The sequence below is a fragment of the Bradyrhizobium sp. Leo170 genome (assembly GCF_004296405.1).
In the GTDB taxonomy this organism is placed as follows: domain Bacteria; phylum Pseudomonadota; class Alphaproteobacteria; order Rhizobiales; family Xanthobacteraceae; genus Bradyrhizobium.
In genome coordinates this window covers 24,337-38,045 of the sequence record NZ_PSRR01000043.1, presented here as the reverse complement: position 1 = coordinate 38,045, position 13,709 = coordinate 24,337, and the positions used below count along the sequence as shown (strand labels likewise).

The window sequence follows — 13,709 nt, the reverse complement described above, 5'->3', positions numbered from 1 at the left end:
TGAGACTGCAGCGCGTTCAGTTCAGCCAGCTGACGTTGGTTGTTGCTAGATTTTCCTTGATCTCCCGGTGCACACGTCGTGCACACGCACCCTACTAACCGATTGAAAAACCTGAACCTTCGCTCCAATCCATCATGGGGGCGACAGAGAATTTCCATTCCATCTCAATTGCTTACCCACAACGCCGGTTCAATGCAACATGATGCTTTTGATAACCTTGCCCGTCTGATCCAACTAAAATATCGAAAACAACCCCATGCAAAGTAGCACCCCAGTTGGGATCGTCGCCTATCTCTCTTTTTTCTACCTGCATCGATCCACGGAAACCCTCTAAGTCATTGGCGCATGCGACGCCTAATCCCAGCAGCCATGTTCTCACGGCTTGCTTCGTGATCGTAGGTCGCAGCCAGTCCCATCAGGAGCTTTGAGGACACAAAGGGATGCGAAACTTGGAGCGCCTCGCCCCATTTGCGATACTTCTCTGCCAAATCGCGCTCCTGATCGCCGCCTTCGCCGCGCCAATGAACACCGCGTGAATTATACACGCCGGTATGAGCGCCATGGATTATCTCTTCGGATTGGACATCCTCCATGACATCGCGGACTGGCTCGCATGGCCACACACCGTCCTTGCCGATGGGGGGGGCGGACAAGAGTCGGCCGATGGAGGTATCGCCGACCTTGGCGCGCCCCAGCTCTGCAGAGGCGGCGAACAGTCGCAACCCACTTCGCCAGGTATTCTGCTTTCAGCTCGCCAAGCTCATCGTGCCCGGGAATCCGGTGCAGTGCGTCCAAAAGTTTATAGCTGCGTTCGGCCATCGATTTCACATGGTCGGGCGAAACCTGCAATTCGGGGGGATCGGTAGCCCCGTCGTTGCGCTTGTAAGTCCACGCGATCGCTTGAGCGAATTGTTCGGGGTGCGCTTCGATATACCGTTCCAGATTCGGGATGCCATACGCATCTTTCCTTCGCTCCCAACGCCGCGCCAATGCATCGATGTAGGCGAACTCTAACCCCGCCTTTTGATCGAGGGTCAGTGCCGCGCTGCCGTTCAGGCTCTTGAAGGCCGCTTCGACATGGTAGTGTTCCAGCATGTAATGCCCGGGCGGCTCGCCGCCGCCCTGCGCCATGGCGAGCAGCAAACGATAAAGGACCTGCGCATCGAGTTTCTGCGGCTCATACCCGATGCAGGAGAAGGCGGCCCGGGGGCGGTCGGCCTTTAATAGGCGCTCAACAGCTTCATTGTTTTCGCTATCGGAATCGTGAATCCATTCCGGCGCAACCTCGTTCCAGTATTTGGCCGAAAGCGCGTTGCGCTGCTGCCTGAGCTCCGACCGCGATGCTCAACCTATCCTGAACCAGTTCGCCCATGAGGCAGCCGAAGCCGCCATGTTGTGGCCCGAGCAAGTTTTCGGTGGGAATCTGCACATCCTCGAAAAACAGCTCGGACGTGTCACCCGACCATTGCCCGATCTTGTCGAGATTCCGACCGCGCTTCAAACCAGGCATCGTGGCTTGCCTGCGCTACGGTCCTTGATGCTCCGCATGACGAAGTTCCGTCGAGCTTGGCGTGCTCATTGCCCCAAGAACGGTCCGTCCTCACCTGCGCTGGTTGTAGACGTCGACGCAAACGGCTGCGAGCAGCACCAATCCCTTGATCACCTGTTGGTAGTCGATCCCGATGCCAAGGATCGACATTCCATTGTTCATGACGCCCATGATCATAGCACCGACCACGGCGCCACCGACCCGGCCAACACCGCCATAGGCGGAAGCACCGCCAATGAAGCAGGCGGCGATGACGTCGAGTTCGAAGCCGGCGCCGGCCTTCGGCGTCGCCGTGTTGAGGCGCGCGGCGAAGACGAGGCCGGCCAGCGCGGCCAGGACGCCCATGTTGACAAAGGTGAGGAAGGTGAGCCGTTCGGTCTTGATGCCCGACAGTTTTGCCGCCTTCGCATTGCCGCCCACGGCGTAGATCTGCCTGCCGATCACCGTTCGCCGTGTGAGAAAACCATAGAGCGCGATCAGCGCGGTCATGATCACGAGGACGTTCGGCAATCCGCGATGCGAAGCGATCAAGTAGGTGAAATAGAGCACCGCGCCCGCTAGCACGGCACTCTTCGCGACAAAGAACGCATAAGGCTCGACCTCAATGCCATGCGATTGCTCGCGCGCACGGCTCTTCGCGCTGGCATAGACCAGTGCCAGCGCCAGCACTGCGCCAATAAACAGCGAGGTCGGATACAGCGTCCCGACCCCGGGAAGCAGCTCCGGAATGAATCCCGACGACAGTTTCTGGAAGGTCGGCGGAAACGGTCCAACCGATTGCCCCTGTAGCAGCGCAAGCGCAAGCCCCTTGAACACCAGCATGCCTGCCAGCGTGACGATGAAGGATGGAATGCCGAAATACGCCACCCAATAGCCTTGCGCCGCCCCGATCGACGCGCCGACCAGCAGACAGGCGATGAATGCCGCGGGGTAATCGACGTGATAGCGAACCATCAGCACGGCGGCGACCGCCCCGATGAAGCCGGCCACCGACCCGACCGACAAATCGATATGGCCGGTGACGATCACGAGCAGCATGCCCAGTGCCATGATCACGATATAGCTGTTCTGCAGCACCAGATTGGTGAGATTGAGGGGCTGCAGCAGCGTGCCATCGGTCATGAACTGGAAGAACAGCATGATCGCGAACAGCGACAGCAGCATGCTGTAATTGCGCAGATTGTTTTTGATGAATCCAGCGTGCCCGCGCTGCTCTGGAAGTGAAACCGTCTTGTCGGTCATGGCTGCATTCCACCCGCTTGCATCTTGTTATGTTCGACGACGATTTGTACGGCCTTGTTGCGCATGATCGCACGCATGATCTTTTCTTGCGTCGCGTCCGCGGCGGCGAATTCGCCGACGAAGGCGCCGTCGTTCATCACGCAGATCCGATCGCAAATTCCAAGCAGCTCCGGCATTTCCGAGGAGATCACCACGATGCCCTTGCCGGCCTCCGCCAATTCGTTGATGATACAATAAATCTCATACTTCGCGCCGACGTCGATCCCGCGGGTCGGCTCGTCCAGGATCAGAACCTTTGGGTCCGTCATCAGCCACTTCGACAGCACCACCTTCTGCTGGTTGCCGCCGGAGAGATGGCCGGTTTCCTGGTAGACATCGGAGCACCGGATGCGCATCCGATTGCGATAGTCACTCGCCGCTTTCAGCTCCCTGATGTCGTCAATGACCCATCGCGATGCTACCTGGAAAAGGCTCGCGAGCGTGATGTTCTTGCGCACGTCGTCGGCGAGGATCAGCCCGAGCTGCTTGCGGTCTTCGGTCACATAAGCGAGGCCCGCGTCAATCGCCGCGGAGACGGTCGCAAGGCTGACCTCGCGGCCGTCCAGTTGCACACGCCCGCTGATATTGTAGCCCCACGCCCGACCGAACAGGCTCATGGCGAATTCGGTGCGTCCGGCGCCCATCAGGCCGGCGATGCCCACGATTTCGCCATGCCGCACGTGAAAGCCGACGTTCTTGATCACTTGGCGCTCCGGATGGAGCGGGTGATGCACGGACCAGTTGTCCACCACGAGCACGGGGTGCCCAATCCTGACCTCGCGCGGCGGAAAGCGATGGGCGAGATCGCGATCGACCATGCTGCGAATGATGCGGTCTTCCTCCACCTGCTCGGTCCGGCAGTCGAGCGAGTCGACGGTACGGCCATCGCGCAGGACGGTGATGCGGTCGGCGATGCGGGCGACCTCGTTTAACTTGTGCGAAATCAGGATCGAAGCGATGCCCTGTTCGCGGAAGGCCACAAGCCGGTCCAGTAACGCTGCGCTATCGGCTTCGTTGAGACTGGCAGTGGGCTCGTCCAGGATCAATAGACGTACACGCTTGGAGAGCGCTTTGGCGATCTCGACCAGTTGCTGCTTGCCGACCCCGAGATCGGTGATGAGCGCATCCGGCGACTCGCGCAAGCCAACCTGGGTCAACAGATCCCGCGTGCGCCGATATACCGCGTCGCGGTCGATAACGCCGAACCGCGCCGGCGGATGCGACAGAAAGATGTTCTCTGCGATCGACATCAGCGGAATCAGCGCGAGCTCCTGGTGGATGATGATGATCCCGAGCGCCTCGGAATCGTTGATGTCGCGAAAGCGCCGCTCTTCGCCGTCGAAGACATGGTGCCTTCATAGTCGCCGTAAGGATGGACGCCGCTGAGCACCTTCATCAGCGTCGACTTGCCGGCGCCATTCTCACCCACGAGCGCGTGAATCTCGCCGGCCTCGACGGTGAAGTTGACGTCGCGCAGCGCCTGTACGCCCGCAAAGCTCTTGCTGACGCCGCGCATTTCTAGCATTGCCGTCATCAGATCAAATCCTGCAGCAGAGTTCCTCAGGCGAGATGTTGTCCGGCAGGCGTGACCCTGCACGCCTGCCGGACGCCATCCGCTCACTCGAATTGCGAGCGCTTGTAGTAGCCGCTGTCGATCAACACGCCGTCCCAGTTGCTCTTGTATACCACCACCGGCTTGAGCAGATAGGACGGCACCGCCTTGACGCCGTTGTTGTAGGTCTTGGTGTCGTTGACGGGGACCTCCTTGCCGCTGAGCGCCGCATCGACCATGTCAGCCGTCACCTTCGCGAGATCACGTGTGTCCTTGAAGATGGTGGAATATTGGTCGCCGCGGAGCATCGCCTTGATCGACGGCACCTCTGCATCCTGCCCGCTGACGATCGGCATTGGCTGCTCGGGCGTGCCGTAGCCGACGCCCTTCAGCGAGGAGATGATGCCGATCGAAAGACCGTCATAGGGCGACAGCACCGCATCGACACGCTTCTTGCCGTAGAAGGCGCTGAGCAGATTGTCCATGCGGGACTGCGCGGTCGCGCCGTCCCAGCGCAAGGTCGAGACCTTGTCCATGCCCATCTGTTTGCTGCCGACGACCAGCTTGCCGCTGTCGATATAGGGCTGCAGCACCGACATCGAGCCGTTGTAGAAGAAGTACGCGTTGTTGTCGTCGGGCGAGCCGCCGAACAGCTCGATGTTGAACGGACCCTTGCCCTCCTTGAGTCCAAGCCCCTGCTCGATCGACTGCGCCTGGAGCACGCCGACCTGAAAATTGTCGAAGGTCGCGTAGTAGTCGACGTTCGGCGTGTCGCGGATCAAGCGGTCATAGGCGATCACCGTGATGCCCTTGGCCTTGGCCTGCTTCAGCACGTCCGAGAGCGTGGAGCCATCGATCGCCGCGATCACCAGAACCTTGGCTCCCTTGGTCACCATGTTCTCGATCTGGGAGAGCTGGTTGGGAATGTCGTCTTCCGCGTATTGCAGGTCGGTGCCGTAGCCGCGCTCCTTCAACACCTTGACCATGTTGTTGCCGTCATCGATCCAACGCGCCGACGACTTGGTCGGCATGGCGATGCCGACCGTCGCCTTCTGCGCAAGCGCGCCGCTGCTACATATCGCGGCGGCGAGGCACGCCAGCGCGAGCATACGGAACGTCGTCTTCAACTTGAGCATGTTTCACTCCCTTCGGTTTTAGGAACGTTTCTCGTTGCGGTGCGGTTTTGGTCGTCGAAGATCTCCTAAAAGCGGGCGAGCCTGATATCCGGCTCCGCGCGGCCGTGCGCGGCGACCTTAAGGACGAACGTGCGCCCGTGATCCGGATCGGCGGCACGCGCCGCCTCATCCATGTCCTGCCAGGCCGAGGTAACCAGGAGGCGCGACAAATCCTGCCCGACGAAGGCCGGGCAGCTCGCCTGCCGCGCCGGAACGTGCAGGCAGCGCAGGTGCTCACCTTGCGGACTGTAGACGTCGACGCAACCGCCGCCCCAGCGCGTTCCAGATCAAGCCATCGGCATCGACCACGGCACCGTCAAGGCCGCCAATGCCGCGATGCTCTAGCAGAGCTTCGGGCGCGCCGCGCGGCAGACCGGTCGCGGGATCGAGCGCCACGCGATAGAGCTCATTCTTGGCTGTATCGGCGAAATAACCGATCCCGCCGTCAGGCGAGAAGCAGATCGCGTTAGGAATGGTGATATTGGCGAATAGCTTTGAGATTTCGCCGCAATGGAGCGCATAGATGCTGCCGGCACCAGCCTCGGCTTTTCTCCCCATCGTGCCGATCCAGAACGTTCCGGACGGATGCACCCGCGCGTCGTTGGATCGGCTGCGCGGATTGTCGGCCTCGAGCGGACGATAGAGCGTCATAGCGCCGTCGCGGATGGAGCGGATATAAAGACCGTCTTCCGCCGCGATCAGCTGATGTTCGGCATCGATGCGTGCAAGCGCGCTGGCCATTTTGCCGAGACGATGGATGCGCACTTGTCCGCTCACGAGGTGAGCCTCGAACAGCTTGCCCTCGAGGATATCGAACCACCAGGCAGTATCGGTCGCTGCGTCGTAGGTCGGCCCCTCGCCGAGATGGCAGCGCTCCGCGCATAGGATGGAAGTCGGCACCTGCTCCATCATGTCAGGCTGCCTGCTGAAATAAAGCGGTAGACGCTGTGGTGCCGATAGACGGAGCCGGGCGCCAGCTGCGCGCTTGGAAAGTCTGCCCGGTTGGGCGAGTCGGGCCAGATCTGCGGTTCGAGGCAGATCGCGTCGTACTGCCGGTAGAGCCGGCCGCGTTTCCCGGCAATCGACCCGTCGAGATAGTTTCCCGAGTAGACCTGCAATCCGGGCTGATCGGTCAGGAGCTCGAGGATTCGCCCCGACCGCGGCGCTTCGAGCCGCGCAACAAGGCGCAATTCGCCGGCGCCGTCGAGGCAGAAGTTGTGATCGTAGCCCCGACCGTAGCGCAGCTGGGTATCGTCGCGGCGGATCCGGTCTCCTATCGGTGTGGGGCTACGGAAATCGAACGGCGTATCGGCAACCGCGCGCGGCGGCCCCGGCAACGGAATCGCGCCCGAATCGATCGCGAGGAAATGATCGGCAGCGATCGTGAGCCGATGATCCAATATGGCCAGGCCGGACGCGGCGCCTTCGAGATTGAAGAAGCTATGATTGGTCAGGTTGACGATCGTCGAACGGTCGACGCATGCCTCGAAGCGCACCGACAGCTCCGTCGGGCCGGTCAGCCGATAGGTGACCCCAACACTGAGCCGGCCGGGATAACCCTCTTCACCATGGTCGCTGACATAGGCAAGCGTAACCATGGGCTCGGCGCCGTCCTCGATCTCGATAATCTGCCAGAGCCTTCGGTCAAAGCCCTCTGGCCCGCCGTGAAGAGCGTGCGCGCCGTCATTGGCCGCAAGCCGCGCGACCTCGCCATCGATCTCGAAACGGGCGTTGGCGATGCGATTGGCGTAGCGCCCGACCGTAACGCCGAAGAAGCCCCGCACGTTCAAGTAACCGGTGAGATCGTCATGGCCGAGCACGACGTCGTCGCACGCACCTTGCGCATCGGGCACGATCAGCGCCTGAAGTGCCGCGCCATAGGTGATGATATGCGCTTCGAAGCCCCGTGCACCCAGAAGCACCGCGCGCTCAACCGGACGACCGTCCGCCAGCGTGCCGAAGACATCCCGTGCAATGCGTGGGGCTGTGTTGGCCATGGCTCAGCCTTCGAACACTTCGACGATCCGGCGTCGGCCCGGCCCATCGGTCGCGGCGATGGCGGCAATATGCTGATCCCGCGCAATCTTGCCGAAGCCAACAATAGCGACACGCGGTGCTGTCATGGTCCTTCCCGCGCTTCAACTGACAGTGCTTCTTGAGCCGATGAGTTCGCCTTTGCCGTGCCTTCGTGCCGGCGCATGCCGTTGTGGATGACCTTGATCATGGCCGCCGCGGCCGTTTCAGCATCGCCCACCGCGATGGCGTCGACGATGCGTTGATGCCAAAGCAGCACGGTTTCGCGATCGCCCGCTTCGAGCGGCGCACTGAGCAGAAACGACGCGCGCAACGCCGCCTCGATCACATGACCGATCGAGCGCATGAACAAATTGCCGGATGCGTTGGCGACGGCGATGTGCAAGGCAAGGTCGGCATCGGCAAAGCCGACGGAGTCCGAGGCCTCCCGCCGCATCCGATCGAGGCTGCGCTGAAGCTCCAAGATATCGGCTTCCGAGCGTCGCGCTGCCGCGAGCGCCACCGCCCGCGGTTCGACCGCCAGGCGAATCTCCGCGAGGTCGCCGAGGAAACGCTTGTCTATGCCCGCGTCGAGATGCCAGGCGAGCACATCGGCATCGAACATGTTCCACGCGCCGCGCTCCCGCACGACAGTGCCGACCCGCGCCTTGGTGCTGAGCAGCCCCTTGGCCACCAGCGTCTTCACGCTCTCGCGCAGCACTGGGCGTGAGACACCGAACATCGCGGTGAGTTCGGCGTCACCGGGCAGCCGGGTCCCTTCCGCATAGCGGCCGGCGATGATGTCAGTGCCAATGCTGCGGGCCACCTCGGCATGATTAGAATGGGCGCGCCGCGTCGGAATCACGACAAGCTGCGAAGTCATGGGTTTGCCCCAGCACTGGCGACCGCCGAGCGATGCGCCACCGCGGTCATTGCCCGCTGCAGCGCGATCGAGGCGAACGGCAGGATGCGCGCCACGAGGTTGGCGACGTAACGATAGCTGCACGAAAGGCTTTGAGAGGCATGAGGCGCGTTCTCCCGAAATGCTTGTTTCCGGGTGCTCTCCGCCGGCGTAGCGGTGGCATGGCACCTTCGGGCTGCTCGTTTGAGGCAGCTAAGCCAATATTTCACGCCAGGAAGGCCCTGACTAGTAATATTATTTTACTATTTAGGCCCGATTCCAGCCGGGAAATACAAATCGCCTCGCCCACGACAACGGCCCCTTTTGGCGTCGGGCTCCGACGAGCCTATTCGAAACACGCCGGAGTCTTCTGCAATGCACGTTCGGTGACGGCCGATTCAGGCAAAGCAGATTCGTTCTGCTCGGTGTCCGGCCAGGACCACCAATGGTTTGCGCTGACGAGCAAACGGCCAGCTACAAGGAAACGATGCCGCTATCGGATTTACGCGACAGCACCATCCTCCTTGCTGGCCCTGCTGAAGCTCGACACGATAGAAGGCTGCCTGTTTGGCAAAAACCCAGGCGGCCTGATCGAGATATGGCGGTTGCAGGACGAGGGATCTCCCGGTGCACACGTCGTGCACATGCTGCCCACTAACCAATTGAAAAATTTGAATTCTCGCTCCAGCCCATCATGGGGGCGCAGCGTCTGCTTCGGCGGCGCGGGAGCGCTACCGCCTTCGCCGCACCGAACCAACTTGCGTTACCTTCCTCAATCATCCGCATGGTGCAAGGCGTAAGGCGCTCGGCGCTATGTCGCCGGCCAAGCGAGTGTTCGACTGGCTTCCGTTTGCCGATATCAGCCAGCTTCCGCGATTCAACAACAAATTGAAGTTGCGTCCGTTGAGGCCGAGCCGCAGCCTCAACGACACGTTCGTGCGCAGGTCCGCCGACTATTGGCGGGCGAGCCGGTGCTGCTCCTCCGGCGTCAGTTTCCGCAATTGATCGTCCGTCAACTGCCCCACGCCCACATACTGGACCGAACTCGTCGGATCGTAGCTCTGTCGACCTTGGTCACGTCGACGGCGCTCCTCACCGCCATCCGGCGAGGTCCCGTCGCCGCCGCCGAACCCGAGGAATTCGACGATGATGATCGACGGACGGTCGTTGGTGCTGGGCGCGATTGGTTGAGCCTGTTGCGTCGCCGCCGTCAGGTTGCTGCTGGTGGACAATGCCGCGACCGGCGGCGCCTGCACCGTGGGCACGCCGGTGACATTGCCCTGCGCCTGGATGTTGGCGGCGTTGATGATCTGCAACGCCGCGAGGTTGACGTTGCCGGAGGAGCGAATCCCCGCCTCGCCCGCATCGATCGTGCCGAGCGGTGCAATCAGATCGACATTGCCCGCTGCGACACCTGGGATGGGGTTGAGGGTCGCGATGCCCGCACCTGAGGACGGCACGTTTGGCGACAGAGTCACGGCGCCATAATTGTCGTAAACGCGCTTCGCTGGCGTGTAGACGATCGTGCTCTTTGCGCCGCGGCCGGCGTTGATGTCGCCTTCCGCCGACCAGGCGAGGATGTCGCCGCCGAACGTCGTCATGATGCGCGACAGGCCGAGCAGCACGGAACCCTTCGAATAGAAGCCGATATCGCCTGTCCCTTGCGTCACCACGCCCGCCGTGGACGGCGGCACCTGGCCTTCGACGCCGACGACGATCTGGCCGCCCGGGGCCATGAGCTCGATATCGCCGCCGAACAGCGTCTTCACGCCCGAGCCGCCGAAGAGGGTGATGTCGCCGGCGCGCGCGATTTCGTTTCCTTGCGCATCCTTGTCCGGGAACAGCGCCGCGATCATCTGGCGGCCGCGCAGGTAAGAGCCGTAGCGGCTGCTGGCGGGGTTGTTGTATTCCCGGCCACCCTCGCGCAGCTCCGCATAATAGACCTGCCGCAGGAAGATGCGCTGCTGCTCCGGCGCGAGGCCGTCGAAATAGGCCAGTGCCTCTTTATCCGTGCCGGTGAAGCCGTAGCGTTCCGCCAGCCAGTCGGACAATTCCTTCGCATAGATCTTGGCGGCCTTGCCCGGCTGGTCAGCAAGCGGACGGGCGGGATCGGCGAGGTTGACCGGGTCGAGATAGCGGGCGCGGATCGCATTCCAGTCCGCGCCCTCCATTCCGGCCATCATGGTGATGGACGCGCCGTCGCGCTTGTCGTTGCTGATGATCGCGCCCACGGAGGTGACGGAGGCCTTGTCCTCCATCTGGATGCCATGGCCCGCCGTGATTTCCAGCGCGCCGGGGCCGGCGACCGTCACATTGCTGTAGACGATGTCGCCGCCGGCCTCGACCAGGGACATATCGGTCAGATTGCTATGCACCGACACGATATCGGCGCCCAATATGTCGCCGCCGGCGCGCATCGACACCGGCGCGCCGGCTTCATACCAGGTCAGGATGTTGCGATTGAACCCGAACACTGCCGCTTTCCCCTTCATGTCGCGAACGGCCCCGGTCTCGAGGCCGACAATATCGCCCGACACGGCATAGAAACGCGACGGGGTTGCATTGCCGGCATGGAGCGCGGCGTCGAGCGGCGTATTGGGACCGAAAGCGAACAGCGTTGCGATACCCTTAGTGCCATCAGCCGATAGATTGTGCGCCAGCAACGTTGGATCGGCACCATTGCTGTAAGTGCGATAGCCCGCGAAGGCCGGGCGGAAGGGCGTCGGCAGCGCGGTGTCCGCGCCCGAAATGCTGATGCTGTAACTGTGGGTGGGGGCATAGATCGAGCCGCCGGCCAGCAGTTCGAGCTGGCCTTTCGGCGATGGCGCGAGCAGCAGGCCCGAGGCTTGGGGCCCATTGGTCACGTCGAAAGCGCCCTGGCCCAGTTTGATATCGCCGCTGGCGGCGACAGCGCTCAGGATGGAGGGATAGATGAAATATTGGTAGCTAGGGGTAACACCCGCCGGCAGATCCTCCACGCTGACATTGCTGCCCCCAGCGCTGCCCCGCATTTGCGCATTCGGCGTGAGAGTGGGCGTCAAATCGCCGCCGGCGGAGAACAGATTGATGGCGGTATTCCGGGTCCAGAGCGAGAACCAGCCCTCGCCCTGGCCGCTAAAGGCTGCGCCATTATAGGTGAAGGGGGACGTATTCACGAGGCCCACACGGCCCGGATCGCCCGCGCCGCCCAGTACGAGGTCGCCGCGCGTATCGATAGTGGCGACGGCGTCGCCCAGCATCAGCACCGGCCCGCCCAAGGGGATGCCGCCGGCGGCGACGAACGGATCATCCGGACGAATGCCGCCGCCATTCGCGCTATAGCCGTCCTTGATGCCGCCGAGCGCGCCACTTTCAAACGCGACCGCGCCGCGCAGATTGGTGAAGACGCCGTTGAGGTCGAGAAGATGCGAGACCGGCCTCGGATATGTCGCCGTGACGGACTCCAGATCGGAATTGAATGAACCGCCGGCCTTGATCGAGAGATCGCCGCCGCCCGTCAGCACGAGATCGCCGCCGACCACACGCCCGGTCGAGCCGACCGCCGCGACCAGCCCCTGCGATCGCGCCGAGCGATTGGCGCTGGTGTTGCGGGCGGCATCGCCGCGCGCATCGACCACGCCGGCATTGCCGCCGGCGATGATATCGACATTGCCGCCGCCCAGCGCGCCAAAGCCGGTGAAGCCGACCAGACGTGGCGTGGCGCCCCCTGCGTCGGAGCTGTTCACATAAGTGCCGAAATTGATCCACCAGCTCGTGGCGATGTCATTCACCCCAGCCGTGCCGCTGTTACCCTGCCGCCACAGCCAATTGCCGACCGCGCTGCTGGAATAGAGGGCTGCTTGAAATTTCTCCTTTGTAGCGCTGGCCGAGTCCTTGTCCCAGCTATCGCCACTCACATTGCGGCCGGCGGAAACCAGCAGATTGCCGCCCTGATCGGGATACCACGCCCGATAAGCCGCCAGCGCGGCGCTGTAATCCATGCTTTCATTGACCGTGCCGAGAATGGAATCGGTACCGGCGCGTGTGCCGCGCGGCAGGTTGAAACCCGCGTTGGCGGTCTCGCCGCCTGGCAGCGCGGTCGGCGTACCCGCCGTATAGACGCCGAACATCGACATCATGCGCACATCGCGGCTCGCGAGCAGATTCAGATCGCCGGTGCCGGTGCGCAGCACACTGTAGAGTGGGTATTCCGGGCTGTAGGTGTAGGTCTTCGTGCCACCGCCGCCGCCGCCAACGCAGAAATCGCCAAGTCCGCAGAGTTCTTCCAGACTGACACCAAGAGCCGCTTCTATCGAGGGAAAGCCGGTATAGGCCAAGAATTCTTCCAGCGTCATTCCCTCTACGGCTGGATCGCCCCAAATGTCGGATACGAAAGCCTTCGTGAATCTCAAGACAGATGAATCTTGCACAGAGCCACGCATCCCATAATGCGTATCCGCCAGCACGATATCGCCCTTGCCGGCCACATCGAGCGCCCGCACATCGGCGGAGCCGAGATCCGCTCCCGCCACCACCGTGGTGCTCCATGATGTCGCCCCTTCGGGCAGCATCGGCGCCAGCGCCCAGTTGCGGCGGTTCTGGCGTCCGTCGGCATCGACCGGCCATAGATTGACCGGCTTGTCGTCCACCAGCTCCACCTTGGTCTGGGACGGGATCAGCGCGCCGCGCGCCAGCGTGATGCGCTGGCGGGTAGCGAGCATCACCGGCAGCGGCACGCCCTTGGGCCAAGTGAAGGCCGCCATCTTGGCATCCGCATTAAGGCGCGTGCCCGCGCCGAGCCGCGCGCCCGGCGTCAAGGTCAGGGCCTCGCCCAGCACGGTGCCCGCCTTGATGAGTGTGCCTGATGATGTCACCACATCCGCCGCCAGCACCTGCCCCGCCACCAGCGTCAGATTGCCGTCAAGCACCATCGCGACCGGCAGAACCGTGCCTGCCGGCAATGTCGCCGCGCCGGCCGGGATATCATAATTGAGCACCGCGCCCTGCTGGAACTGCGTTCCCGTATCCAGCACCACGCCATCGATGGGGACCACGATGTCGCCGCCGAACGGCGTCTTGCCGCCGTTCAGATCGTCGCGCCCCTCGGTCAGCACCCAGCCCGCGCCCTTTTCGTCGGGATTGTCAGGCGGCGGCGCGAAGCCGTCATTGATGCTGCCATGGATGTTCAAATCGCCCGCCGCGCGGATGACCAGCACACCCGGCTCGCCGAAGCCGCGCAGCGCCGGGTTGAGACGATTG

General features: G+C 62.6%; 8 protein-coding genes and 3 pseudogenes. 1 reads left to right on the top strand and 10 read right to left on the bottom strand.

All coding sequences use genetic code 11. The annotated features are described in order from the left end of the window. Nucleotides 1-335: 335 nt before the first annotated feature. On the bottom strand, nt 336-722 hold the full coding sequence (locus tag CWO89_RS46885; protein WP_207234448.1) for a hypothetical protein: 387 nt from the start codon (nt 720-722) through the stop codon (nt 336-338). 301 nt (nt 723-1,023) lie between these two features. Between CWO89_RS46885 and CWO89_RS46880 the strand changes: the two genes are divergently transcribed. After that, the gene (locus CWO89_RS46880; protein WP_207234447.1) at nt 1,024-1,224 is read left to right on the top strand and encodes a hypothetical protein; all 201 of its coding nucleotides are present in this window, start codon (nt 1,024-1,026) and stop codon (nt 1,222-1,224) included. Nucleotides 1,225-1,306: 82 nt separating this feature from the next. Here the strand turns inward: CWO89_RS46880 and CWO89_RS10660 are convergent. The 9 genes and pseudogenes from CWO89_RS10660 to CWO89_RS47760 all read right to left on the bottom strand — a co-directional run. After that, nucleotides 1,307-1,504 (bottom strand): annotated as a pseudogene (locus CWO89_RS10660) (acyl-CoA dehydrogenase); the annotation flags it as partial. Nucleotides 1,505-1,600: 96 nt separating this feature from the next. Beyond that, nucleotides 1,601-2,791 carry a multiple monosaccharide ABC transporter permease gene (gene mmsB, locus CWO89_RS10655; RefSeq protein ID WP_130578578.1) on the bottom strand — a complete coding sequence of 397 codons (1,191 nt, stop codon included), beginning with the start codon at nt 2,789-2,791 and terminating at the stop codon, nt 1,601-1,603. Next, nucleotides 2,788-4,364, bottom strand: a pseudogene (gene mmsA / locus CWO89_RS10650) (multiple monosaccharide ABC transporter ATP-binding protein). Before mmsA ends, mmsB begins: the two are co-directional and overlap by 4 nt. A gap of 83 nt (nt 4,365-4,447) precedes the next feature. Continuing rightward, the gene (gene chvE, locus CWO89_RS10645) at nt 4,448-5,518 is read right to left on the bottom strand and encodes a multiple monosaccharide ABC transporter substrate-binding protein (RefSeq protein ID WP_130578577.1); all 1,071 of its coding nucleotides are present in this window, start codon (nt 5,516-5,518) and stop codon (nt 4,448-4,450) included. A gap of 65 nt (nt 5,519-5,583) precedes the next feature. Beyond that, a pseudogene (locus CWO89_RS10640) lies at nt 5,584-6,466 on the bottom strand (SMP-30/gluconolactonase/LRE family protein). Then, nucleotides 6,466-7,554 carry an aldose epimerase family protein gene (locus tag CWO89_RS10635; RefSeq protein ID WP_130578576.1) on the bottom strand — a complete coding sequence of 363 codons (1,089 nt, stop codon included), beginning with the start codon at nt 7,552-7,554 and terminating at the stop codon, nt 6,466-6,468. The pseudogene CWO89_RS10640 and the gene CWO89_RS10635 overlap by 1 nt, the downstream one beginning before the upstream one ends. Before the next feature lie 3 nt (nt 7,555-7,557). Beyond that, nucleotides 7,558-7,680: a hypothetical protein gene (locus tag CWO89_RS48820; protein ID WP_282527631.1), complete on the bottom strand. Its 123-nt coding sequence runs from the start codon at nt 7,678-7,680 to the stop codon at nt 7,558-7,560. Next, nucleotides 7,677-8,453: a FadR/GntR family transcriptional regulator gene (locus tag CWO89_RS10630; RefSeq protein ID WP_130578575.1), complete on the bottom strand. Its 777-nt coding sequence runs from the start codon at nt 8,451-8,453 to the stop codon at nt 7,677-7,679. Before CWO89_RS10630 ends, CWO89_RS48820 begins: the two co-directional genes overlap by 4 nt. 971 nt (nt 8,454-9,424) lie before the next feature. After that, nucleotides 9,425-10,072, bottom strand: a complete 648-nt coding sequence (locus tag CWO89_RS47760; protein WP_245475962.1) for a filamentous hemagglutinin family protein — start codon at nt 10,070-10,072, stop codon at nt 9,425-9,427. Between the last annotated feature and the right edge of the window lie 3,637 nt (nt 10,073-13,709).